The following is a 26649-nucleotide window of genomic DNA, read 5'->3' on the forward strand; positions in this document are numbered from 1 at the left end:
TTTCAAATGTAGTTTTTTATATTTTTTAGGAATAATATGTCTTCTGTTTTTACATAAAATGTCGCATATATTAACTACAATGTCGCATATATTAACTACCTAAACCGTTTATTTCAGGCACTAATATAGGAATAACTGCTTTTTACTTATTTCTTTGTAATACTAAAAGAGCAAGTTCTTGTTTTAGATATTTTCACATTTACATAGAACAAAAAGATGAAAAAGATTTATCATAAAAAATATTCCATATTATTATTTATTATAGTCTGTTTATACAACCATCATATATATGGATACAATCTGAGGCAGATTAATAATAAGGACAACTTGTCAAATAGTTCAATTACCTCTCTGTTCCAATCAAAAAAAGGATTGATGTGGATCGGAACGTGTGACGGACTCAATACATACGACGGCAGATATGTGCAAACATTCGGAAACAAGGAAAAACAAGTAGTACTATCGGGAAACCTCATCGATAAAATAAGTGAAACAACTGAAAATATATTATGGGTACAGACATATTACGGATTTGATAAGGTTAACCTGACACTGATGGAGCTAGAACACTTCAATATGCAGAATCAAGTCTTGTTTACCGATACAGACTGCTACAATAGACTATTCGTAATACAGTCCGACAATGCTGTTTATTTTTATTCAGAATCAACTAAACAGTTCGAAATGATTGTCTTGAAAGGCATAAAATTTAATGACATCCAGAATATGTTTATCGACAACAACAATAAGATGTGGATAATCAATAAAAACGGAACAGTCTTATGCTATAATATATCCCCTTTTGAAAACAATGGTAAGATATCTATCATTAAAGAAAAAGAGATGAAACATAAATTCCCGATAAATCAATGTTTTCAGGAAGGGAATGACGCATATATTATCGATTCAAATTCTGATTTATATGTTTTTGCAGCTCAAAGCCAATCGTTCAGATTTGTCTATAGTTTGAGTAAAGAGATAAAACAAAACGGAGAAATATCAACTATAACTCAATATCATAAGGACTACTTCATAGGATTTAAAACAAACGGACTACTCGTTCTGCGAGCAAAAGGCAATGAGTTTTATAAAGAGAAACTTCCTATAAATTGCGGAGTCTTCAGCATTATAAAAGACCGATATCAGGATATTGTCTGGATCGGTACAGACGGGCAAGGTGTTTATACTTATATCAATGACCTGTACTCTATACGCTCGGTAAAATTACATGATTCCTCTTTAAACATGGGACATCCTATCAGAACCGTGTATTTGGACAGAAACAGCACTCTATGGATAGGCAGTAAAGGCGACGGGGTAAGAAAAATATATAATTATGATATCAATGCCAATCTGGCCAATTGCAAAACGGAAGCATATACAACAAATAACAGTGCTTTAGCTGATAATTCCATTTACACTATCAGCAAGAGTAAACATGGGGGCATTTGGATCGGAAGTGAAGGAGGCATTAATTATTATTCGGAGAATGAAAACAAGATCAAATCTATCAAACTCGAATACAATAAGAACCAAATAAAATATGTACATGATATACATGAGCAAGATTCTGTATTATGGATCGCTACTGCCGGAATGGGTATAATACGAGCTCATCTCAAATGGCATGGAAATAATCCGATACTGACACCCGATAAACATATCATATTGAATAACGGAGCTATATCTTCCAATTATTTTTTCTCGATATTTGTTGATACACCTACAGACTTGTGGTTCGCAAACAGGGGCTCGGGAATTTATACAGTAAACACCTCAAAGTTCAAAATTGACACTATTGTCTTTGTAAGTAAATTAAAGAACAGATCTTTAAATGAAATCTATTCTGTAGCAAGAGGAAAGAAAGATCAATATCTTATCGGAACCAGTTTTGGATTGATAGAATACAATAAAGGTAACAACTCGTATAAAAAGAAAGAAACCCCGGGATTTCCACAAACAGTTATCCACAGCATATTAAAAGATTCTGACGAAACATTTTGGCTGAGCACAAATCAAGGTCTTGTAAATTATGACCTCAATACCTTCTCCTTCACAGTATTCGATAATCTCAGTGGATTAGACGTTATTGAGTTTAGTGACGGTGCAGCATTTAAAGACGATAAAACAGGTTTGCTTTTGTTCGGAGGTATTAATGGTTTTGTAGCTATCAGTAAAGACAGTGCAGTCAAGCATGATTATATGCCGCCTGTATATTTCAACGACCTGACAATATTAGGAAAGGAACATAATATTAATGATTTTATAACCCGAAGCGATGATGAAGATAAACTGACATTGTCTTTCGATCAGAATTTTTTCTCTCTGTCCTTCATTGCGATCGATTACATAGACGGCAATAACTACAGCTACCAGTACCAACTGGACAGTTCGAATAATCAGTGGATAGAAAATGGCTCTTCAAACAAAATCTTTTTTACCAACTTCAGTCCGGGGGAATATGTATTATCGGTAAAGTACCATAATCGGATATTAGGCAAAGACAGCCCCATATATAAAATCAAAATAAAAGTGCTACCTCCATGGTATCTGTCTGTGTGGGCATATATTTTCTATTGTATCGCAGCCTTCGGTTTTATATTTATTATAATCCGCTCGTTTAGAATCAGAGCCAAGAAGAAAAAAAATAACATGCTCCAACAATTGGAACAAAAGCATAAAGAAGATGTATATGAGTCTAAGCTTCGGTTCTTCACAAATATTGCCCACGAGTTTTGTACACCTCTCACATTAATATATGGACCATGCAACCGCATATTAAGTATCAAAAATGTAGATAAACAAATAACAAAATATACACATATAATCCAGCAAAATGCAGAGAGGCTCAACTCTTTAATCCAAGACCTTATTGAGTTCCGAAGAATCGAAACCGGGTATAAAGAACCTCAAATCGAGAAATTAGAGTTGACATCGGTTCTTAATCAAATAATTAATGCTTTTCAAGATATTACAGAATCCAAATCGATAGTAATAAATAAACTTATACCTGAGACATTAAACTGGAATACCGATAAAAACCTATTTATAACAATCTCAACCAACCTCATATCCAATGCCTTCAAATACACTCCCAACAACGGATCGATAGAGGTTACATTATTCCAGCAGGAAGATACTATCCACCTAAGTATATCAAATACAGGAAAAGGAATCAAGCATGAAGACATATCCAAAATATTTGACAGATACAGCATTCTCGACAATTTTGAGAATCAAAATGATTCGAATAATTGGTCTAGAAATGGATTGGGACTTGTTATATCCAACAATATGGCAAAACTGCTACAAGGTGAGATAAAAATAAAAAGCGAACCAAATGCAAGAACCTCTTTCGAAGTGATTCTCCCTTATTTACCGGAAAACAATCTGAAGTTCCAGCAAATAACAAATCTCCCGGATATAAAAAGGATTAATGAACCAAGTGTTATCAAGTCTTTACCCAAATACACCTTTCATGAGTCTTTACCTACCATACTGATAATTGATGACGAAATAGAAATACTATGGCTGATAAGTGACATCTTTGCTGATTCTTTCAATATTATCACACTGGACAGGGCAGATGATATTGATTCAATTCTACAGAAAGTCTATCCCGATATTATATTATGTGATGTAATGATGCCCCAAACCGATGGTATATCCCTGACATACAAATTAAAATCGAATTCAAAGACGGCACATATCCCGCTAATATTATTATCAGCACAACACGAAGTAGAAGGTCAGATAGAGGCTATAAATGCTGGAGCGGAAGTGTATATAACGAAACCATTCAATACAGAATATTTAAAAACCACTGTAAAACAGCTGATCAATCGAAAAAAAGCATTGAAGGACTATTTCTTATCGCCGTTGAGTGCTTATGATTTCACTTATGGAAAACTGACACATAAAGATCACAAGAAACTGATAAACGATATACTTGAAATTATAAATAAACATATTACCGATAAAGAGCTTTCGGCTCAGTTTATTGCTACGGAAATGAATATGAGCTCACGTAATCTATATCGTAAACTCAAAGAGATAGGAGATATAAGCATTAGCGATATGATAAGAGATTCACGTTTGTACATAGCAGAAAATCTACTCATTAAAACTATGATGACAATCGATGAGATTATCTTCAAATCAGGATTCGCCAATAGAGTCAGCTTTTTCAAAAACTTCTCGAAAAAACACGGATGCACGCCAAAAGAATACAGAGACAAAAACAGTACTTTGTAATTAGATGCTAAAAAATATGTCCCCCGAAAAACGATTTTTCAGGGGATACATTTTTCATCAAATCAGAATATTTGATCTATTTATTCAAACTGTTACAAATCTCCAGATTGATCTTTCTGATACGATCTTCATCTACCTTAACAACCTTTCTGTCATAAGTTATCAAGCCGTTTACTTCTATCTCAACATCAGTCGTTTGGGTATATACTGCAGCGGAAAATCCGGCTTTGATCATTTTCTTCAATTGTTCTGCATATTTAATATACTCATCAGTGACCTCTTTAGCATTCTTGAACTGAACATATCCCCAGTTTCGGTCAGGCTGCCACAAATGCCCATCCAAAGGAAGACCTATACCTCCATACTCACCTAGCGCATTAGCTCTCTGGGCATCATACAAATACATATCAGGACCGGGATAATTGTGTAAGTCCAAAATATCGCCTGTATAATAGAAATTGCCTCCACTCGAAGGATTCACTAATCTCGAAGGATCGTAAGCTTTTGTCCATTCAGCAGTTTCGACAGTATTAAATTGTCCCCAGGCTTCATTGAAAGGAACCCAGGTAACGATAGAAGGATAGGATACCAAACAGTTTATGATCTCTTTCCATTCTTTATAATAGTTTGCAATCGATTCGGGAGAACGTTTCAATTCGGTACCATTAAAGTAATTGTGATTCTGCCATACAGGAGATTTATCGCCGTTGGGCATATCCTGCCACACAAGAATCCCCATACGGTCGCAATGGGTATACCAACGCGCCGGCTCTACCTTCACATGCTTACGAATCATATTAAACCCGAAATCTTTAGTCTTCTTAATATCATATACTAATGCCTCATCGGTTGGAGCAGTATACAAGCCATCGGGCCACCATCCCTGATCCAAAGGTCCGAACTGGAAATAATCCTTGTTGTTTAACTGCATACGTACAATTCCATTTTCATCTTTCTTGGTTGATATTTTACGCATCGCTGAATAGCTTTTCACTTTATCCACAAGCTTTCCGTTCGAAAACAAAGCAATCTCCAGATCATAAATAAAAGGAGACTCGGGAGACCATAGCTTCACATTATTTATACAGACGTCCAGCGATTGTCCGACTACCCCTTTTGCTTTAGATACAACATTGCTTCCGTCCTTTACGGTAACCTCCCAAGTATCTGCGGATTTTACATTTTCGGCATCAATGGCTACTGATAACCGATTCTTATCAATATCGGGTATCGCTTTAATATGTGAAATATATTGAGGGCTTACCGGTTCGAGCCATACAGTCTGCCAAATACCGGTTACAGGTGTGTACCAGATGCCATGAGGATTGGTATGCTGTTTACCTACCGGCTGAAAACCGTCTGTTGTAGGATCCCAAACTTTTACTACCAACTTTTGTCTGCCTGTAGTCAAATAAGGAGTCACATCAAAACTGAACGGAGTATAACCGCCCGTATGGCTTCCTATTTTTACGTCGTTTACAAAAACCTCTGTTTTCCAATCAACAGCCCCGAAATGCAAAAGGATACTTTTCCCTTTCCAATCCGATGGTATTGTAAAGGTCTGATGATACCATAATTCATTATCTTTTCCTACATTTTTCTGAACTCCGGATAAACTGGATTCGACAGCAAAAGGAACTAATATCTTCCCATCGAATGTCTGAGGTTCGGCTTTTCCTGCGGGTAAAATTGCATAGTCCCATAGCCCATTCAGATTTTTCCAATCGGAGCGTTCCATGATTGGTCTCGGATATTCAGGCAAAACATTATTTACATCAATCTTTGCCGCCCAATCGGTTTTTATCTTATCTCCTGCGGGCTTCCATTGTGCAAATAAGCACCCTAAAGATCCGAATACTAAAATAGTTGTTGCTAATAATTTATTCATAATATATTCTATTTTAAGGTCACAGACCTATTTGTTGCTTTGGCAAGTATTATAATCTGAGCCTGTTATGACTTGAAAATGTATCATTAAATACTTTCATTTGCTTATAAAAAGAGACATAAAAGACCCTGAAGGTAAAATAGAGATTCTCTTTTACATTCTTCCAAAATATAATCAACACATTAACTGAGATCGCCGAAGCGAAGTTTAAATCCTTATTTTTTTACCGAAAATTTATATATACAAGTCTGAGTATAAATCTCGCCCGGATTTAAACGGGTTGACGGAAAGTTTGCATGATTGGGACTATCAGGAAAATGCTGGGTTTCCAAGGCAAAAGCTTCACGATAGTTCAGAGCTTTACCTGATTTACCATTAACCTTTCCATTAAAGAAATTACCACTGTAAAACTGTAATCCGGGCTGATCGGAATATACCTCCATCTGGCGTCCGCTCACAGGTTCATAAATGCGGGCAATAAATTCTACATCTTTGTCGCTCTTGCGATCTATCACCCAGTTATGATCATATCCCGAACCGTTTTTCAGCTGTTGATTATCTTCATTAATCCGTTCTCCGACAGCTTTTGGCTGACGAAAATCGAAAGGTGTATTTTCTACCGAAGCAATTTCACCTGAAGGAATAAGAACGCTGTCAACAGGAGTTGTATTACTGGCATTGATAGTCAATACATGATCCAATATAGTACCGTTACCCTCTCCTTTAAGGTTAAATAATCCATGATGAGACAGATTAATAATAGTCGGTTTATCAGTATCTGCTTTATATTCTATCTTAAATTCGTTATCGGAAGTCAGGGTATAAGTCATATGCAGAGACAGCTGACCCGGAAAACCTTCATCTCCGTCAGGAGAAATATAAGACAATTCAATCTGATTATCCGTCACTCTATCTACATTCCAAACAACCATATCGAGTCCATGCAGACCACCATGTAAAGTTTGTCCATTGTTGTTTATCGGTAGCTGGTAAGTTATGTCATCCAGTACAAATTGCCCCTTTGCTATACGATTTGCATATCGCCCGACTACAGGTCCCAGAAACCGCTCACCTTCCGTTGCTATATATTTGTTTATATCGGGATGCCCCAGTACAATATCCTCGCATTTGCCATCTTTATCAGGAATCCATAGCGAAACTACACGTCCACCAAAGTTTGTCACCTGCATAGTTATATCACCTGCGTGTAATGTATATAGCGAAATTTGTTTACCGTTGTACTCCTGCTCAAAAGCAGCCTTGTCAAGTAAAGCAAGGCTCTCTTTCTGTTCCTTGCAGGATGTTGACAACATTAGTGCTGTTATCCCTAATACAAATAATCCTTTTTTCATTATTTATTGATTTATTGTTGAACGTCGTTATTTATTAAATATCGGTTTAGGAGATTCCAACGAAGGAGAACCGTTATTTATTACAGGCCACCCGTCTACCCATTTTACCTGATCCATCAAGAGGACACGACCTTCTGGACGTTTTTTATCTACACCATGATAAAATATCCAGTCGTTACCGGCATCATCATGTACTATCTCCGAACAATGACCGTTACCTACAAAGCTGTCATTCGGTCCGATCACAAGTTCATAATTATTATCGAGCATGCTTTTTCCTGACTTGTCGGTATAAGAGCCGAACAGAGACTGAGATCGCCCGACAACCAAGCGGTATGTACTATTGACTCCCTCGCAACACGAACCAATAGAAGCAAATAAATAATAATATCCGTCTTTCTTGTAGATATATGTTCCTTCGAAAGCCGTACCTGCAATTTTTTGTTTTTCAGCATCCTGCTTAATAGACAAGCCATTGTCCGATAATTCAATCGCATATATTCCTCTAAAACTACCCCAGAACAGGTATTTCTTACCTGCATCTTCAATATAAAAGGGGTCGATTGAATTTTGCACACCGATACCGTTACTTCTGAATAACATACCCTGATCGGTGAAAGGTCCTTCGGGCTTATCGGCAACAGCTGCACCTATACCGCATGTCCATTCGCCGCCCCATACCGACATCGAATAATAAAGAACATATCTACCGTTTATTTGATTTATATCCGGAGCCCAGATTCCACCTTTCGGTTCAAATGTAGGACGTGTTGATTCCGTAAAAGCGGTACCGACATTGACCCAATCTATCAAATTCTTCGATTTATATATCGGCACATTCCTGACATCTTCGGTTGCATACAAATAAAAATAGCCATTCTCCACCTTCATTATTGTCGGGTCGGGCATACTGAAGTTCAACACAGGGTTAGAATATGTATCCTTTACAGGAGTGTTGTCAATATCAGTTTCATTTTTCTTATCCGAACAATTAAAGAATGTAAGGAGCGAAAGGAGCAAAAATATATTCATCTTTTTCATTTTATGTAAATATTCAAGTCGTTTTTATATTTAAAGGTCTGTTTAATTTGTTTCCAGTTCAGACCAATCAGGAAATTTAGGAAACGGATTATGAGGTTCGGTCTGATACCAAAAGACAACTGAGGCTATATCTGATTTCTGCGGCAGATACCTCCCTCCGCTTTTCCATCCTAAATCCTGAATAGTTATACGCAGCTCTTTTTCAAAGCGGATAGGATCGGCTATATGCCAACGATAAAGTCCAAAACGCTGTTGCGACGTATACAAACCATCGGGACGAATCACCTGATGAAGTCCGGCATACGGCGTACAAAATTCATTGTATTTCCCATTCCGGTCAAAATTATATGAACCGCAGAAATAATCTTCGGTTCCGGTTCCGCATATAGTAGGAAATTTACTGTCTCCATCCATGAAGAATTTGATTTCGCCTTCGCCCCACCATCCGTTATTATTTACACCCCAAGCCATATAAGTACCCACATAATGACCTTTTCCTTTAATACCGTCTATCATTGTATAATCAGAAGTCAGATTTGGATTCGTACGGCGAAATTGTGCATGAAAATAGGCGGCATCTTCAGGTACATCTGTCAATGTATAATCAATTTGATAATACAAGGTCATTTCCTCATCCAGAATATTTTCCATTGTAATTTTACAACTCTTTCGGAACGGCATTGTCCAATAACAATTAAAGGCACTACCAGGATTTACACATACTGCCAACGATGACAAGGGAGCATACTGCCCCCATCCCATACAAAAGAAATCTCCGACAGGAGCTTCTACCGAAGGAGTTGTCTCTCCATCCCAATAAATACGGATAATTGTTGAACGCCAGTTGCCGGTCGGTGTCATCCAAATATGCTGTATAGCCCCCGGTCCGTCCATCTCCGCTATAGTAAAAACTTCTCCTCCTGCTATTTTTATATATGGATTTACCTTCCAGCTTTGTCCTAAATCCCGTGCAGGATAAGCTGCATTTGCTATATTTCGTTTGTCTTTATCTTTTACAGGATCAGCCATTCCTCCTTTACCTTTTTCTCCGGTAAAATTTTCGGGACTGATAGACCGTGTTTTTGCATTTGACAATCTGTATAGATTTCCCATATTAGAATCTAAACCATTGTAGGGATATGTTTTTTGGGCAAACACACAACCTACGGCAAAGAATAGTAATGAAAAGGTTAAAAATATTTTATTCATGGCATGTCAGTCTTAGATATTCAAGGTCTCAGACCTTTTTATTGCTTTGATAAGTAAAACAACTAAAGGCTGTTTCCCCCCCAATATATGATTAAATACTTGCTGTTACTTAAAATCTTTTAGGCTCCCATTTGAAAGAAAATCTGAATTCAAGGAGAATAGGCAGCAGGACAAATATCAGCCTACTGCCTGATCATATATTTTATACTTATTTTTATTTAAAATACTTTTCAACTCTATCCGGACTCAGCATCTGCCAAAGAGAAGCGACAGTCCATCCCGGAGCAAAGATATCATTATAAAAACCTTTTCCGTTTTTACCATAATCCCAATTAGTATGCTGTACCACTTCGGGATAATATCCTACTTTGCCTATATTGAACATATGTCCTTTTACCGGCATCAATTGTAACATTGAACTCTTGATAACAGCCGAAAACTCTGCAAATCGGGGTTCTTTCCGTTCTTTCGAAAGCCAATCGAGTACAGTGGCAAACTCGAAGATAAACACATCAATGTGATTATTTTCGACAGAAACATTCCCCCATCCTCTCGATTTGAACCCTACATCACCCAGCATCTGTCCCTGAGCAAAAGGAACATCCCACATATAATACCACGAAAGACTAAAGTATGCTGCTTTTTGCGATAAATTAATATAATGTTCTTTCTCCTTCCCTTTACTCACCATCGCAAGATAATACATGGCGGTAGATGCGTACAACGATGCTTCTTTGTCCTCGCAATTGGCATCAAGAGTCGATGAAAAGTAATCGGCTTTCGATATCAGTTCCTTTTCGAGATATACAGCCGTACGACGTGCGCTCTCCAGGTATTTTTTATTTTTGAAATATTTATATGCCATTGTCAACGGTAATGTAGCAGAAGGTGTACTGCCTCCTGTTTCATCGATAATAGCAAAGTTATCATCAAATTTACGGGGAAAACTTCCGTTTTCTTCCTGCAATTTCAGCAAGTTATCTAATAAATGAACCATTTTAGAATCCCATTCTTTATGGCTGATCCCTTTGCGCCTTTCATATTCAAGGTAATTAAGGATAGCGAATGCCCCTTCGGATTGACGGCGGATGCTGTATACTTTAGTTTCATCGTTATGTGAATAATCAACAAACTCACGAAAAAAACCATTCGGCGTGAATCCATATTCCAGATAACTGTCAAATACATTCTTCGCATTTTGCACCAGATCAGGACGATTCATTGTTTCGCCATATTCCAGAGCATTAAAGGCATTAAGCAGCACTCTGCCTACGAATCCGACCTCTACAGAACCTGTACTTTCGCAATCATCGGTTCTCATATGTACTCCCGAATAATACTTCAGATCGTACTTATCCATATAGCTCTCTTTGAAGAAATTAGACAATACGTTTTTCGCTTCAGCAGCAGACATTGCATTCTGAAATGCAGCAGGCTTATATGTATCATACGAATAATTCCAGACATTTGCTACAAAAGTAGAATAATCGGGAGCCGTACCTTTTGTTATTTCCCAAACCAATTTACGGGTTTCCCCTTTATCGAGTTTTTCGAAAGCCTGAACCGAAGGATCCAACGTCAGTTTACGGATATATGTTTTGGGAGCTTCACTATATGGGAATCCGAAAACTAAAGCCGATTTACCCGATACATTTCTGAATCCGGTATAACCCAAGGATGTTTTTCCTGATAGAATCACTTCTCCCGATGTATGGCAGGGCTGGCTCTCATTGTCGAATTTATCAATCCTTAGGACAGTATAATATTCGTGGGTTTTCTCATTATATATACCTGTCAGCGGAGTACTCAGGCGGTCTTCTCTCACCTGCCAACTGTCACTGACATACCACGATGGTGCTTCTTTCGGTGATCTCAGATTACGGCGATACCAGAATCCCGGCATATAAAACAGACAATCATCGTGACCGAACGAGCCCAGTTTATATATTTCTTCCAAGCTATAATATGCCAATTCATTTGCCTTGATAGTTATTTCTATCCTTTGAGATGCTCCGTTTTCGGTTACATTCCGGCTGATAGCCAAAGGCAAAGACTGCCCTGCAGTCAACTGACCATTCGATTCTTTCAGGTCATACGTAACCGATGGATTCCCGGGCGTCTTCATTGTCAACTTATACTCCTGCTGTACTTGTTGTGCATTTACCGAAAAATACGTCAATACAGCAGCCATTACCACTAAAATCTTTTTACTCATATATAATTCCTCCATTCAGGTCGCAGACCTATTTATTACTTTAGTAAGTATAACAATCCAAGCCTGTTATAACTTGAAAATATATCATTAAACACTTTCTCTTACTTATGTCTGACTAATCGCCATACTTAATATGCCCGAATATAATCCACGGTGCTATTTTCTCCGAATCTCTGTTCGAAGAAGTCAATGCGGCTACTGTAGAATCATTTACCAATGTAAGAGAACCCCATTTTGCCTCTTTATCTAAAGGGACGGGAAAAGGCTGTGTGCGACAACCGAAATTCCGCCCCGACTTATCACCTATAGCAACTTCCATTGTAGAAAATTCCCAATCGGATTGTCGGTTTTCATTGGTCTGATATGAAATAAGGGTTTCCCCTTGGGGCAATCTCAATATGTATGGAGCACCCATATATACCGAATCATTCATTTGTTCGATCAGACAATATTCACGCAGTCCGGAATCTGCGAGAACCGGAGATTTCCAATTCTCCGAAAGCTTATTCCGTACGATATAAGGTTTAAACCGATCAATGTTATTATCTTCTATAACTACTACTATTTCATCACCAATAATTGTAGCAACAGGCATCCCATCCCTTCTGTCTTTCCGAAAAGATACGGTACGAGGCTTTTCCGTCCATGTTTTGCCATTGTCATACGAACTCAGTACGGATATTTCCTGTTCATCCGATTGCCTGTATGGATTTTCATTGGCAAAGTATACTTGTAATTCCGAGTCGGGTAATTGTAAAAAAGACGGTTCCCAACATCCGTCCTTGAAACGGGGAGCCGCACTATAAAGCAGCTGGGGAGCCAGCCATGTCTTGCCATTATCAATACTTCGCCTTATAACTATAGCATAAGGTGCTATTTCTTCTTTTTCGGGTCTGTAATTGCAGGCAACAACAAGGTCTCCATTCTTCAATTGATATATCTCCGGATTAGCAATTTTCACGACTGTACTTTCTCCTTTCAGATCTGAGTATACAAACTGTGTGAAAATTCGGCATGGCTCCGACCAGGTTCTGCCGCCATCATAACTGCGTTTGTAATCGACATCACCGAGATAGTCCTGATAAATTATCAATAAAGAATCATCTGCGAGTTTTTTCATTCTCGGATATCCTCCCGTATCTGCAAGCTTCTTCATAGTAGAATAATCCCACTCAATTAGGGGGCGGTCGGCAGGACAGGCTCTAGCAGCCTGCCCCCTTCCATCTACCTGAAAAAGAAAAACAAACAAGATAATCGTTATTATTGCTTTCATCTATTGTTATTTTTTAAGTCTGCATTCGGTAATCTTACCTCCGATTGTCATAACAGGAACAGTATCATTAGTGAACTTTACATCCATAATATACATGCCTCTTGGATGAATAGACGTATCGGAATGATGCGCATGAAATACAATTTTCAGTTTTCCCTTTTTATCTCTAAACATGGCACTGTGCCCGACACCCTGTAACCTCGAAGGCTTTTGCAGAATAGGATTTTTCTCATACTTTGTCCATGGTCCCATGGGAGAATCGGCTGTTGCATAACCCACCCCATAAAAAGGGCTCTCGTAGCTGTTAGCCGAATAACTCATATAATATTTATCTTTATGCTTCACAATAAAAGGAGCTTCTACAACTCTCGGCCAAATGTTTTCCCAAGCTTCGGTTACCTGAAGTGATGGTATCAATGTATTCGGTTGTACTGTTTCCAGATCACCTTTCAATTTAACTGTCCAGATAGAATTTCCTGGAACACCGTCTCCGTCAACAAATTTCACAAAGGTCATATAAGGAGTACCGTCACGATCGATAAACAACGAGTTATCTATTGCCTGACCATCGAGCATCGGCTTCTTTTCCGTTTGTTTGAATGGCCCTAATGGAGAATCTGACTGGGCTACACAAATATGCTCATCGGCAGAATAATACATAAAGAATTTCTTCTTTTCCTTGATATAATATATTTCGGGAGCCCAGAACCAACGGTCGGCATAAGAGTCTTCCTTACTTAAAGCCAATTGAGGTTGTTTCTGCCATGTTTTCAGGTCATCCGAAGTGTACACTTCTATACCCGAATCGGAATGAGTTCCGTATGCATAATACTTATTATTATGGAGCATAATAAACGGATCTCCCAACGGGACGATCTCTCCTCCTGATGTATTCTGAGCCATACAGCCGGCAAAAGCAAACAGCAGCAAGTACAATGAGGTTATATATTTTCCTATTTTCATTCTTTACTATTTTTATATAAGATTCAAAATCTTACTGATAAAGACTCCATCCGATAGTTTCGGGAGTTATAAGATCACCCGTAATCTGCATCACAGGGATAGCATCAGATGTAAACGTCACATCTTTGACATACATCAATCGTGGATGAATACTGGTATTTGAAAAATGCGCATGAAAAACAATTCTCAGTTTTCCTTCTTTATCTGTAAACATGGCACTGTGTCCGACACCCTGCAATCCGTCATTCTTCTGTAAAACCGGATTTTTTTCATATTTTATCCACGGTCCCATCGGTGAATCAGCAATAGCATAACCGACACCATAAAGCGGGCTTTCGTAACTGTTAGCCGAATAGGTCATGTAATACTTTCCGGCATGCTTCACAATGAAAGGAGCTTCTGTAACTCTGGGCCAAACATTTTCCCAAGCCTCCGTCACATGGAGGCCTGGTGTTAATGTTTCTGTTTTTATCGTTTTCAAATCATTCTCCAATTCAGCTACCCAGATCGAATTTCCAGGAGTTCCGGTTCCATCAACAGATCTCACAAACGAGATGTAAGCTTTGCCGTCATCGTCAATAAACAGAGAATTGTCTATACCAAATCCTTCGTACATGGGTTTTTTCTCGTCCTGCTTAAACGGCCCTAAAGGCGAATCAGATACAGCGACACATATATGTTCGTCTGCCGAATAGTACATAAAGAATTTGTTCTTTTCCTTAATGTAATATATCTCAGGAGCCCAAAACCAACGGTCGGCATAAGAATCGTCTTTACTTAATGCAAGTTTCGGCTGTTTTTCCCAAGTTTTCAGATCGGAAGAAGTATAAACAACAATACCATCATCAGACTGGGTTCCATATGCGTAATACATATTATTGTAATAAAGGATAAACGGGTCTCCCAACGGAACTTTATACCTCTCGCCTGTTATCGGCGGGTCTTCATTGCCATTGCCACTACTGCATGATATGGCAATACCGCAAATAAGAGCAAGGATAAACAAGACTGCTGATTTTATCATAATTGAAAACTTTCTGTTACTTAGTAGTTAGGATTCTGAACAATATTTGCGTTGTTCTTCACTTCATCCGATGGGATTGGCAGACAGTTATGTTTTCCGATTTTGAAACCATTAAAGTCCGCATCACGGCTCTTCAGTTCATCAATACCCGCCTGATTATCCAATAATCCCCAACGTTTGATATCAGCCAAACGCTGACCTTCGGTCGCCAATTCCAATGCGCGTTCTGTTTGTAGTCTTTTCAGAAATAAATCAGGACTACCCAGAGCCGCAGAGTTATTTTTCGATAACGGAGGCATAGATACTCTGGCTCTCACTCTATCCACATATTTCGCAGCATCAGCAACAGTTCCGCCCGATTGAACAATACTCTCTGCATACATCAGCAATATATCAGCAAAACGAACAAGACGGACGTTTGTAGGATTGTGATAGTCATCGTAATCCCTGTAATAATCAGATCCGTATTTACGATAGAACACACGTCCTTTATAATTACTCTGAGCCCAAGTCGCGGCATTGCTGGTAAACTTGTATATCTTGCTATTATTTTCGAAATCGTTTTCCATACCTTCATAAAAAGCGGTATATCTCAAACGGATATCATATTTATCATCTGCATTCTTTTCTTTCTTAAATTCGGTAACAATCCAAGGACGAAGCTCGCCATCTGTCCAACCAATTCCGGGAGGGGCAAAAAACTGACCTCTGTTAAGACCTAAGTTTGGGTCAACATCGAAGTCTCCGTCTCCTGCAGGAGCTTTATGAATATCTGAGAATTGAATTTCGAAAACCGATTCTATATTATTTTCGGTATCTTTATTGAAATTATCGAAATAATTTACTGTCAAATCATAATATGATTTTCCTTCACCTTCGACCAGCCATTTCAGGTCATTCTTTGCTTCAGTCCATTTATGCATCTGCATATATACTTTTGCACGGTAAGCGTAAGCAGCTCCTTTTGTAGCACGACCTTTGTCATCTCCGCTCCACGATTCGGGAAGCATACTTACAGCCTGAGTCAAATCGTCTATAGCTTGTTGATACACTTCGGTTCCGGTATGTCCTGCAGGTCTCATTTCGGGAGTTGACGGCTCCAGATTTATAGCAAGGCTCTTAGCATCACTGCCCCACAACAAAGACAGGTAATAATAATACATTCCACGCAGGAAATAAGCTTGACCTAAAACCTTCGATTTATCTTCTTCGTTTTGAAAAGTAATATCGGGTACATAAGTTATCACCTGATTGGCACGAAATATGGCTTCATAAAAATCACGGTATGTCCATGCGTTACCTTCCCAGAAGTTATAGTTCGTATAATTAAACTGAGTCCATTCTTTCAGCTCCGCCCACGGACTTTGACTGAATCCCTCATCAGAGGTCAAATCTAAACGAAACCAGATCCAACGGCTGAAAGTTCCGGGTTTATAGAACATATTATATACGGCATTCACTCCATAACGTGCATCTTTTTCCGTTTTCCAGAATGTTCCTTTAGTTATGGTATTCGGGTTTTCCAGTTCCACATCACAGGCTGAGAAAAGTCCGAGTGATAAGGCAACGGTTAGTATTAAAATATATTTCTTCATGATATTACACTGTTTATTTGATCAATAAAATAGGTCTACGACCTTTAGAATGCAAGTTGAGCACCGAAAGTGATCCCTCGAGGATTAGGGAAAGCTCCACCATCATAAGTTCTGTCCCAGATATTGGTATTCAGAAATTCGGGATCAAGACCTTTGTACGAAGTAAATGTGATCAGATTCTGAGCATTAACGTACACTCGTATATTATCGAAAAAGTTTCGTGTCAATGATTTAGGCAGATTATAACCTAAAGCAATCTGTTTAACACGCCAGTAGTTTCCGTTTTCCAGCCATCTGTCCTGATCTCCTCTACTGTTGCGGGAATCGCCGTAAATAGGACGAGGATCTTTTGCATTCGGATTTTCGTGTGTCCATGGATCATAATCTTTACGGTAGCCCGAGTTGTCATTAAACATATCATAACCGCTTCTAGGGCCATTGAATAGTTTGTTACCAAACGATCCTGCCATTTGTATCTGTAAATCAATATCCTTGTAACGGAATCCCATATTCATTCCCATTTGGAATTTAGGCATTGTATTTCCACAGTATTGACGGTCGGCATCAGTGATTTGACCATCGTCGTTGAAATCGACATAACGAATATCTCCGGGTTTAGCATTAGGCTGAATCAGCTGGCCTTTACTGTTTTTATGAGCCAGAACTTCTTCTTCACTTCTGAATAAACCATCTGTTTTGATCAGGAACCATTCACCTATAGAACGGCCGACTTTAGACTTAGTATCCCATTGGTTAATCTCATCCAATCCGTAAGCCAATTTGTCTATCCTGTTCTTCAGGTACGAAAAATTGGTTGTTATGTTATAGTCAAAGTCTTTACCAACCTTATCTCTCCACGACAGAGTAACTTCAAAACCTGTATTTTTAAGAGTCGCAGCGTTTACCCATGGATTTCCGCCATTATTACCGGTTGATAATAATATGGGCATCTCGGTAAGTACATCTTTTGAATCTTTGATAAAGTATTCGGCAGAGACTCCTAATCTGCTGTTCAAGAATGCAGCATCAAACCCTAAGTTTACCTGAGTCAGGATCTCCCATTTCAAATTCTCATTAACCAGTTTAATCTGAGTCATGGCATTTTCGAGATTATCATTACCAAAGACTACCTGAGGGAATACCCCGATAAGAGGAATATAATCGTACTTACCGTTGTTTGACGTTCCCAAGCGACCGTAGTTACCCCTGATTTTCAGATCATCAACCCAAGCTACGTTAAAGAATTTTTCTTTACTGATACGCCATCCTGCAGAGAATGAAGGGAAATAACCTACATTATTTTTCGGATTGAACTTAGATGATTCATCTCTACGCATTGTAAAGCTGAACAGGTACTTATCATCAAAATTATAATTAGCACGTCCGAAAACAGAGAACAGTTTTTCCTGATTTCTGTAACTTCCTGTCTTTGGACCTGAAAGAGCTGCATCCAACTGATCAAAATAAGAATCGCCGCTCATGAGCACATCATTTTTAGTACCCCACAACTGCTCGTAGTTAGAAGCCTGATAACTTGTTCCGACAACTGCACTTACCGAATGCTTACCAAATTCTTTGTTAAATTCGAGCGTATTGTCAAACACCAGATTTCTGGACTGAGCCTGATTTCTATTTAAAGACGAAGGATCGTAAGGTTGGTTATATGTCCAATATCCTTCTTTACGCAAATACTTATGTTTATCATTGCTAAAGTCAAAACCGAAATTGAATTTGTATTTAAACATTTTCAGCACTTCCAACTCTGTAAAAGCATTTCCTCTTACACGCAGGTTGCTGTTAGTTGTATTTTCGAAATCTTCTTTGGCAAAAGGATTTGTACCGAATGTAACATCCCTGCTTCCATCACCGAAACCATATCCGCCTTTTGCATCATTATTAGGATCATGAACGGCTATAGTAGGCAGCATACGATATACATCGACAATAGGATTCGTATTCAACTCATTAACTCGATAATGGCTCAAAACCATATTTTCACCTATACGAAAAGTAACTGCATCACCAAAATCTCTCGAAGAGGTCATATTACTTCTCAGAGTGAAACGCTTACTGTCGGTTCCGATTGTAGTACCGTTATTACTCTGCAGATTACCAGACAAGAAATACCTGTTGGTTTTTCCTCCTCCAGATATCGAAATATTATGATCCTGTACTATACCGGTTTTGAATACTTCATTCTGCCAATCGGTATTACCATCGAAGTGATTAGCGGGAGCTTTTCCCCCATTGGCAAAAGCCATATCATTCAGTTCAATCCATCTGTCACGTCCTACCAGATCATATTTTGGAAGCCATTGCACAGTCATCTGTGAAGACAGATCTATCTTCATAGGTCCTTCTTTTCCTTGTTTGGTAGTGATAATGATAACACCATTGCCTGCACGTGACCCATAAATAGCAGCCGCAGATGCATCTTTCAAGACCTGGATACTCTCGATATCGTTAAAGTTAAAGTCACGGTTCGCACCGGATACGATACCATCCACTACATATAATGGATTGCTGTCTCCGAAAGTACCTGTACCTCTGATTTCGACTTTACCTTCCGCTCCCGGATTACCGGCGGTACGCACGAAAACACCGGGCAGAGTACCCAAGGCATCCCCCACTGTACCTGTAACCGTTTTATTTTTCATTTCGCTCGTATTAAAGACAGAGACAGCCCCTGTCAAATCGGCTTTCTTTATAGTCTGATATCCGATAACAACTACTTCTTCGAGGAGTTTATCATCGGTTTTCATTACGACCTTCAATGATTTTTGTCCGGTATAAGCTATTTCCTGAGGAGTCATCCCCACAAGAGAAAATACAAGTGTCTGCTGCGGAGCAACATCTATATAGAATATTCCGTCCAGATCGGACATGGTATTCTGGGAGCCCCCTTTGACGACAATAGTAACCCCCGGCAGCGGTTCGTTTCGATCATCAACAACCGTTCCCGCCAGTTTTATATTTTGCCCCCATACAGAAGATATAAATGCGGTACAAAATATAACCGATAATAAAATGATTCTTTTTAACATGAGCATTAAATTAAGTTGTCTAAATTGGTTAACTAAGGTCTAAGACCTTTTGAGAAAAACAATCCGGATATAGAAACGTAGGATTCCTAAATTCAGGCTATAGTTTCTTTCCGGGAAAAAATTAGGTTCTACTTCATGATTTCAGATTTTAATAGGTATAAAAATTTAACATGGTATCTTTTAAGGTCTCAGACTTATAAATATCAAAAAGCCTGTCATTGCTTAGAAATATATCATTAAAGACTATCTGCTACTTAAAGGATATACGACAAAACTATTTAACAAAAATTCAGATTAATAATCTTTTTAAGCCAAAAAGATGTAATATCAGAGACTACAAGTCCTGAATAATAAAAATGACTATTATTTGCCTAATTTTTACAATAAAAACCAAGATTAGTATATTTGATTTATTTTTTTCATCATATACCTTAGCTGTTATGAATAATTTTATCTATACAGAAAAAGCTCCTTAAAAATCGTTGCCTTTTTATCAGTTACAAGTTATGAGAAAAGGAAACAATCGAAAAAAAATGAATTTGGCATATAACCTTTGTTACCTTTTGAGGTTAAATAACTGATTAACATCACATATAGAAGGTAACCCAGCTATAAAAGCACCAATCAATATGAACAGATACTCAATCATAATATTCATTATACTCTTACTTCCGGTATTTATACCGAAAGCAAACTCTCAGAATTACACCAATTTTCAATTTAAGAAAATAGGTGTGGACACGGGCTTATCCGAAAGTTCGGTATATTGTGTGCTGCAAGACACAAAAGGATTTATGTGGTTCGGAACAAAAGACGGACTTAATCGGTATGACGGCAGCAAATTCCGTACATTCCGATATAGTAAAGACAATACACATTCTATAGGAAACAACTTTATCCGCAGTATCGCTCAAGTCAATGACAATACAATATATCTGGGAACGGATGCCGGAGTATATATGATGAATACATACGACGAAACTTTCACCAAACTAACAACTGCAACAAAAGAACAGATCCGGATGACCAGTGCAATAAACTCTCTGCTTGTAGACAAAGACGGCTTTGTGTGGATAGGCAGTATGCATCAGGGTATTTTCAGATATGATCCCAAACGACATATTCTCCAAAGGATTCCCGTATTAAAAACCAATCTGGATGGGAGTTCAGTCTGGACTATTTATCAAGACAAATCGGGGACAATCTGGGCAGGTTCACGTATGGGACTCCTTAGGTACAACAAAGATATATATCAATTCGAATCGGTAAAAGGGTTATTTGACAGTAAGAGCGAAACCGAATACGAAACCCTATCAATATATGAAGACGACAAAGGCAACCTTTGGCTGGGAACATGGGATCATGGTCTGAAGCTTTACAATAAGCAAGATAACGGCTTGCAGTCGTTTTTTACAAAGAGCTCACCGACTTACATAACCCATATACGGACTCTGTTTCGTTATTCCGAACACAATATCCTGGTTGGGTCTGACGACGGACTGTATCTGCTCGATATAAACAATTACAATTATTACCGGATAGATATTCCCCAGCTACACCACAGCCTGAGTGACCAGAACATATATTCTATATCCAAAGACACGGAAGGCGGTTTATGGATCGGAACATATTTCGGCGGGATCAACTATCTCACACCTTCAATATCCAGTATCGAAACATATTACCCTGACAGATATCCTGGAACCCTTTCGGGGAAAGCTGTCAGCCAGTTTTGCGAAGATCCGCAAGGCAACATTTGGATAGCAACGGAAGATGGAGGAATCAATTACTTTAATGTAACAACCAAACGTATAACCCAACCGATACAAACAACTTACCACAATACACACGCTTTATTACTAGACGGAGATAATCTGATGATCGGAACATTCTCGAGAGGCATTGACATTTATAATACAAAAAACAAAAGCATCAAAAATCTGCGAAATTCGATATCGGATGCAAATACTCTCGATAATGACTGTATCTTCTCGTTATATAAAACACGCAACGGAACCATTTATGCTGGCTCAACAATGGGGCTTAATCTCTTTCATAAAGAATCGAATTCATTTACACGGGTCAACGAAGTAACCGGATTCATTTATGATATGAAAGAAGACGACTATTCCAACCTATGGATAGCAACATATGGAACCGGCGTTATCAGATACAATTACGAAAGCAAGAAATGGACATATTATGACCAGATCCTAAAAGGCAATGATCCGATTGTCGGCAGTAAGCTCACAGGCATCTATATAGACAGCCAGAAGCGTCTGCTTTTTTCGAGCGAAGGCCGGGGTATATTTTTGTATGATTACAGAACCGACCGCTTTTCGAATATTTCAGAATCGGATAAACTCCCCAACAATGTTGTTTACGGTATTCTAGACGATCATTTCGGAAACCTATGGCTCAGCTGTAATAAAGGACTGGTATGCACTAACACTGCTAATCCAGAACAGTATAAACTATATACAAAAGAAGATGGTTTACAGAGTAATCAGTTTAACTTCAAGTCGAGCTATAAATCGAGAGACGGCAAACTCTATTTCGGAGGAGTAAACGGATTTAGCTGCTTTTATCCTCAAGATCTGATCAATATAAAGAATCCTATTATTCCTCCTGTCGAAATAACCCGGATAAATATACTCGGGGACACAAACGAACAGTTGGCTCAAGAGCTCCAGACTAAATTGAACATGAAGCAGAAAATCGAATTGAGATACAATCAGGCATCTTTTACAATCTCGTTTGTCAGCTTAAGCTACATCTCTCAAAACAAGAACCAGTATGCGTATAAACTCGAAGGAGTAGACAATGACTGGAACTATGTCGGCAATACTCAAAATGTAACCTATGTAAATCTACCTCCCGGAGAATACACCTTCAAGGTAAAAGCGTCTAATAATGACAATATATGGAACAACGAAGGGACTTCGGTATCAATAAAGATACTGCCGCCATTCTGGCTGTCGATACCCGCTCTCATCGTTTACACTCTTCTCGTCCTTCTTAGCATATACGGAACCATAAATTATTTCATCCGTAAAAACAAGAATAAGCAAAAGCACTATCTTGAGAGTATAAAGAATGAGCAGGAGACATTGGCATTCAAGTCCAAAATAGAGTTTTTCACTAATATTGCCCATGAGATCAGAACTCCTCTAAGTCTGATCAACGCTCCATTGGAAGAAATTATCAATACCAACAACAGCGAAAACAATACCAAACAGAACCTCGAGATCATAGAAAAGAACTGTGAACGGCTAAATATTCTGATCAATCAACTCCTTGATTTCAGGAACGTAAGTCCGAGCCAATATATCATCAATGCCGAAAAACTGAATCTCAATAAATTTCTGACAGAACTGTATGACCGCTTCAAAAAGACTATCCAAAAGAAGAATATCGAGTTCAACCTGTCTTTGCCTCCATCAAATGTAAATACCAATGTGACATTTGATGCTGATGCCCTGACCAAGATAATAGACAATCTGCTTACAAATGCATTAAAATACACATCTAACAGAATCGATCTGAAACTAATACCTAATAACGACAATTCATTCCATGTCTTAGTTATAGACAACGGAAAAGGAATTTCCGATAATAATAAGCAACTCATATTCGATCCTTTTTATCAGATATCGAAAGAAGATAAAAACATCGGATACGGCATCGGGTTATCACTTGTCAAATTTCTTTCTGATAAATTAGGATGCCAAATCAGGGTATCCGATAATTCCGGTGGCGGCTCGATATTCACATTTACCGTTCGGGATATACAAATCGATAATACTCCGGAAAAGCCGGAAACTAAAGATCAGAACGATCAAACTTCCGGAACATTAAACAGACAGAATGAACCCAAAAGCCGGTATACAATCCTTGTTGTTGATGACAATGCCGATATGTCTGCATACCTTAAAAAGTCCCTTGAGAATGAATACATAGTAAACATTGCAAATGATGTCAAAGAAGCCTTTCTCCTTCTTGATGGAGAACTTGTGTATGATCTCATTATCTCCGATATAATGATGCCTGAGATAGACGGCATAGCTTTCACCAAGAAACTAAAGGAAGACATAAACTACAGTCACATTCCCTTGATACTCTTATCTGCTAAAACCGAAAACTGGACGAAAGTCGAAGGTCTACGGTCGGGAGCGGACGTATTTATCGAAAAGCCATTCTCTATGCTTTATATCAAAGCTCAGATATCAAGTATGCTCGAAAACAGGCGAAGTTTACTCGAAAACTTTAATAAAATGCCTTTTGCCTCCTATTCGTTACTAACTTCAAACAAGCGGGACGAAACATTCTTCAATAAAATAAACGAAGAAATAGAAAAGCATATATCCGAAGAAAACTTCTCGGTCGAATCCCTGTCGGAAATCTTAGGCATGAGCAGATCCAATCTACAGCGTAAGCTCAAAAGTATCTGCGGAGTAACTCCCGGCGATTATTTAAGGGATTACCGTCTGAAAAAAGCCTGTAAAATCTTATTAGAGACTGACCTCCGTATCAACGAGGTTGCCTTTATGGTCGGATTTAACTCGGCGTCTTATTTTACCAAAGCATTTATTAAAAGTTACGGAATGTCACCCAAAGAGTTTATAAAAGAGAATCTGGGTTCACCTTCTTCTTAAGTAGCAGAACGTATTTAATGACATATTTTCAAGTAATAGCAGACCGTTGCTTTTATACTTGCGAAGTCAACAAATAGATCTGAGACCTTAGAATCGATCTGAGGAAATCCGTCCTTCGAAATAGACATTCCAGGTATCTTTGGCGTAACCGTCCCTCATGTATTGGAATGACGAAGACGAAGCCCCTTTGACTTCCATTCCCCTATAATATACTCTCCAGGTATCCTTGGCGTAGCCGCCGCCAAGGTATTCGAAAGAAGATGAAGAAGCATCCTCTATCTTTTGCCCTTTATAGAAGACAGTCCAGGTATCCTTTGTATAATTGCCTCCCAGATTTTTGGTTGAAGACGATGATGAACCATCTACTTTTTCACCCCGATAAAAGGTATTCCAGGCATCTTTGGCATAACCGTCACGCATGCACTGAAAAGAAGATGATGAAGCATCACTAATTTTCCTCCCCTTATAGAAAACGCTCCAAGGATCTTTACCATAGCCATCATCCAGATACTCAAATGACGATGCCGAAGCCTCTTCAACCTTCTGTCCCCGATAGAAGACAGTCCATGAATCTTTACTATATCCGCCGCCCAACGGTTTCACCGATGAACTTTTATCATAAACCTCTCCCCGGTAATACGTTCTCCATGAGTCTTTGGCATAACCGTCCTCCATACATTGAAAAGATGATGATGAAGCATTCTCGACCTGCCATCCCCGATAAAATACCCGCCACGAGTCTTTGGCATAGCCATCACCCAGATACACAAACGAAGAAGCAGAAGCATCTTTCAATTCCTTTCCTTTATAATATACACGGGCTCCATCTTTAGCATAGCCACCACCCAAAACGGTTGCACCATGTATGACCCGTTCAGGCTGCTGCATCTCTGTCTTTACCACATTACCTGTATTAGCCGACAATACGCATGGCATGATCAATAATAATCCGGAAATATAAAAGGATACTATCTTTCCCATAATATGCTTATTTAAATTTTTAAGGTCAAAACCTATTTATTGATTAAAGCAACAATCTGTTATTACTTGAAAATACGTCATTAAATACGTTCATTTATGTATGCTGCTTAACTTAAACTCAAATATAATATCTTATCCTTAAAAGGTAACAAAAGTTACCCTTAACTTGTACTTTTTATTGTTACTTTATTCTCTCATTAATGCATTAGTATATTGACTCATCACCTGTCGAGTGTGGGATCGTAAGCATCAAAGTCTGTCTCCGCCTCCGGGGAATCAGACTTGACTTTGAGTGCTTTTCGTCTTTCTGTCATTTCTTCTTCCGTGTAATTACCGCTGCCATTATCTTGTAAGAATTGAAGTTGATCGGCTGCCTCTTGATTCTGTACTATGATTTCCACGGTACACGAATGTTTTCTACCTTCTCTTCTATTTCTCCCTCTTTAGCCATCGCCATTTTCAAGGTCTTTTCGTCTGCTGAATATTCTTTCATGGTTACCGTTTTTCCGGTCAGATATATTTCACCACAATCGTCTACGGCATATTTATAACGGGTTATAGTTACGGTATAGCCATGCTCTAATCTTTGTTTAAGGATTTTTCGGGCTTTTTGAGCCAACCTTTCGTCACGACCTGCACGGGCATCATCTATCATTTCCTTGAAGTCGGAATATTTGCGTACCCACTGATAGAATGTTTTACGGCTGATGCTGTACATCGCGCAGATTTCACCCAATGTATATTCATCCTGTTCTATTGCGCCTGCTATTTTCTTGCCTAGTTGTTCTGTGTATTTTGCCATAATTATAAAGTGTTTTTTCCTTATAGATAAAATTTCAGAAAACAGGCTGGTATCTCATTTGAAATCCGTAAAAAAATATTCTTTAAGATTATACTTTCAGGTTTCGCTATTTCCTAACTCACCCTCCCGGCTTTGTTTTTCATTTTGCCTTGATGCAAAACGAAACAAAAGATCAAGACTGCGTCTTCATCCCGACGGTCACAGACCCTTTTATTAACAGCTACCACCTAGTTCCTCGAAAGCTAAGACAAATAAATTTGATTATCGATGATATCTAGCTGTATTTTAATATCTTATTCATATATCGGGATCCCAATCTTCCGCCGATATCGAAGCCTGACGGGGACACATAC

General features: G+C 38.5%; 15 protein-coding genes. 2 read left to right on the forward strand and 13 right to left on the reverse strand.

All coding sequences use genetic code 11. The features are described from left to right. Nucleotides 1–216 precede the first annotated feature (216 nt). Nucleotides 217–4254 (forward strand): hybrid sensor histidine kinase/response regulator transcription factor, encoded by a 4038-nt coding sequence (locus tag AABJ51_RS09155; RefSeq protein ID WP_338375754.1) that lies wholly within the window; start codon nucleotides 217–219, stop codon nucleotides 4252–4254. A 76-nt stretch (nucleotides 4255–4330) separates the two neighbouring features. Here AABJ51_RS09155 and AABJ51_RS09160 read toward each other — a convergent pair whose 3' ends face one another. From AABJ51_RS09160 to AABJ51_RS09205, 10 genes are all read right to left on the reverse strand, one after another. Next, on the reverse strand, nucleotides 4331–6142 hold the full coding sequence (locus tag AABJ51_RS09160) for a glycoside hydrolase family 2 protein (RefSeq protein ID WP_338375756.1): 1812 nt from the start codon (nucleotides 6140–6142) through the stop codon (nucleotides 4331–4333). 215 nt (nucleotides 6143–6357) lie between these two features. After that, nucleotides 6358–7494, reverse strand: coding sequence for an aldose epimerase family protein (locus AABJ51_RS09165; protein WP_338375758.1), 1137 nt, complete (start codon nucleotides 7492–7494; stop codon nucleotides 6358–6360). Between the two features lie 27 nt (nucleotides 7495–7521). Then, complete coding sequence (locus tag AABJ51_RS09170) at nucleotides 7522–8535, reverse strand: family 43 glycosylhydrolase (RefSeq protein WP_338375760.1); 1014 nt, start codon at nucleotides 8533–8535, stop codon at nucleotides 7522–7524. 42 nt (nucleotides 8536–8577) lie between these two features. Next, nucleotides 8578–9744: a glycoside hydrolase family 172 protein gene (locus AABJ51_RS09175; RefSeq protein WP_434781390.1), complete on the reverse strand. Its 1167-nt coding sequence runs from the start codon at nucleotides 9742–9744 to the stop codon at nucleotides 8578–8580. Between the two features lie 214 nt (nucleotides 9745–9958). Next, entirely contained in the window at nucleotides 9959–11959 is a 2001-nt protein-coding gene (locus AABJ51_RS09180; RefSeq protein WP_434781391.1) for a hypothetical protein, read from the reverse strand. Nucleotides 11960–12074: 115 nt separating this feature from the next. Further along, nucleotides 12075–13232, reverse strand: a complete 1158-nt coding sequence (locus AABJ51_RS09185; protein WP_338375762.1) for a sialidase family protein — start codon at nucleotides 13230–13232, stop codon at nucleotides 12075–12077. A gap of 6 nt (nucleotides 13233–13238) precedes the next feature. Continuing rightward, nucleotides 13239–14135, reverse strand: coding sequence for a glycoside hydrolase family 43 protein (locus AABJ51_RS09190; protein ID WP_338375973.1), 897 nt, complete (start codon nucleotides 14133–14135; stop codon nucleotides 13239–13241). A gap of 91 nt (nucleotides 14136–14226) precedes the next feature. Then, the gene (locus AABJ51_RS09195) at nucleotides 14227–15219 is read right to left on the reverse strand and encodes a glycoside hydrolase family 43 protein (protein WP_434781392.1); all 993 of its coding nucleotides are present in this window, start codon (nucleotides 15217–15219) and stop codon (nucleotides 14227–14229) included. Between the two features lie 20 nt (nucleotides 15220–15239). Beyond that, complete coding sequence (locus tag AABJ51_RS09200) at nucleotides 15240–16814, reverse strand: RagB/SusD family nutrient uptake outer membrane protein (protein ID WP_134436339.1); 1575 nt, start codon at nucleotides 16812–16814, stop codon at nucleotides 15240–15242. A gap of 44 nt (nucleotides 16815–16858) precedes the next feature. Beyond that, the gene (locus tag AABJ51_RS09205; RefSeq protein ID WP_338375764.1) at nucleotides 16859–19858 is read right to left on the reverse strand and encodes a SusC/RagA family TonB-linked outer membrane protein; all 3000 of its coding nucleotides are present in this window, start codon (nucleotides 19856–19858) and stop codon (nucleotides 16859–16861) included. Between the two features lie 629 nt (nucleotides 19859–20487). Between AABJ51_RS09205 and AABJ51_RS09210 the strand changes: the two genes are divergently transcribed. After that, nucleotides 20488–24513, forward strand: coding sequence for a hybrid sensor histidine kinase/response regulator transcription factor (locus AABJ51_RS09210; protein WP_338375766.1), 4026 nt, complete (start codon nucleotides 20488–20490; stop codon nucleotides 24511–24513). Between the two features lie 87 nt (nucleotides 24514–24600). On the opposite strand, the gene AABJ51_RS09215 is transcribed toward AABJ51_RS09210, so the two are convergent. From AABJ51_RS09215 to AABJ51_RS09225, 3 genes are all read right to left on the reverse strand, one after another. Next, nucleotides 24601–25494, reverse strand: coding sequence for a DKNYY domain-containing protein (locus tag AABJ51_RS09215; protein WP_338375768.1), 894 nt, complete (start codon nucleotides 25492–25494; stop codon nucleotides 24601–24603). Nucleotides 25495–25715: 221 nt separating this feature from the next. Further along, the gene (locus AABJ51_RS09220; RefSeq protein ID WP_338375770.1) at nucleotides 25716–25895 is read right to left on the reverse strand and encodes a hypothetical protein; all 180 of its coding nucleotides are present in this window, start codon (nucleotides 25893–25895) and stop codon (nucleotides 25716–25718) included. Then, nucleotides 25883–26296 (reverse strand): terminase small subunit-like protein, encoded by a 414-nt coding sequence (locus tag AABJ51_RS09225; protein WP_338375772.1) that lies wholly within the window; start codon nucleotides 26294–26296, stop codon nucleotides 25883–25885. Before AABJ51_RS09225 ends, AABJ51_RS09220 begins: the two co-directional genes overlap by 13 nt. Nucleotides 26297–26649: the final 353 nt, after the last annotated feature.

The sequence above is a fragment of the Indolivaga capnocytophagoides genome (assembly GCF_036511535.1).
Classification (GTDB): Bacteria; Bacteroidota; Bacteroidia; order Bacteroidales; family Dysgonomonadaceae; genus Dysgonomonas_A; species Dysgonomonas_A capnocytophagoides.

Coding starts and splice junctions, on each gene's coding strand:
- AABJ51_RS09155 (WP_338375754.1), top strand. CDS start 217: ATGAAAAAGATTTATCATAAAAAATATTCCATATTATTATTTATTATA.
- AABJ51_RS09160 (WP_338375756.1), bottom strand. CDS start 6,142: ATGAATAAATTATTAGCAACAACTATTTTAGTATTCGGATCTTTAGGG.
- AABJ51_RS09165 (WP_338375758.1), bottom strand. CDS start 7,494: ATGAAAAAAGGATTATTTGTATTAGGGATAACAGCACTAATGTTGTCA.
- AABJ51_RS09170 (WP_338375760.1), bottom strand. CDS start 8,535: ATGAAAAAGATGAATATATTTTTGCTCCTTTCGCTCCTTACATTCTTT.
- AABJ51_RS09175 (WP_434781390.1), bottom strand. CDS start 9,744: ATGAATAAAATATTTTTAACCTTTTCATTACTATTCTTTGCCGTAGGT.
- AABJ51_RS09180 (WP_434781391.1), bottom strand. CDS start 11,959: ATGAGTAAAAAGATTTTAGTGGTAATGGCTGCTGTATTGACGTATTTT.
- AABJ51_RS09185 (WP_338375762.1), bottom strand. CDS start 13,232: ATGAAAGCAATAATAACGATTATCTTGTTTGTTTTTCTTTTTCAGGTA.
- AABJ51_RS09190 (WP_338375973.1), bottom strand. CDS start 14,135: ATGGCTCAGAATACATCAGGAGGAGAGATCGTCCCGTTGGGAGATCCG.
- AABJ51_RS09195 (WP_434781392.1), bottom strand. CDS start 15,219: ATGATAAAATCAGCAGTCTTGTTTATCCTTGCTCTTATTTGCGGTATT.
- AABJ51_RS09200 (WP_134436339.1), bottom strand. CDS start 16,814: ATGAAGAAATATATTTTAATACTAACCGTTGCCTTATCACTCGGACTT.
- AABJ51_RS09205 (WP_338375764.1), bottom strand. CDS start 19,858: ATGTTAAAAAGAATCATTTTATTATCGGTTATATTTTGTACCGCATTT.
- AABJ51_RS09210 (WP_338375766.1), top strand. CDS start 20,488: ATGAACAGATACTCAATCATAATATTCATTATACTCTTACTTCCGGTA.
- AABJ51_RS09215 (WP_338375768.1), bottom strand. CDS start 25,494: ATGGGAAAGATAGTATCCTTTTATATTTCCGGATTATTATTGATCATG.
- AABJ51_RS09225 (WP_338375772.1), bottom strand. CDS start 26,296: ATGGCAAAATACACAGAACAACTAGGCAAGAAAATAGCAGGCGCAATA.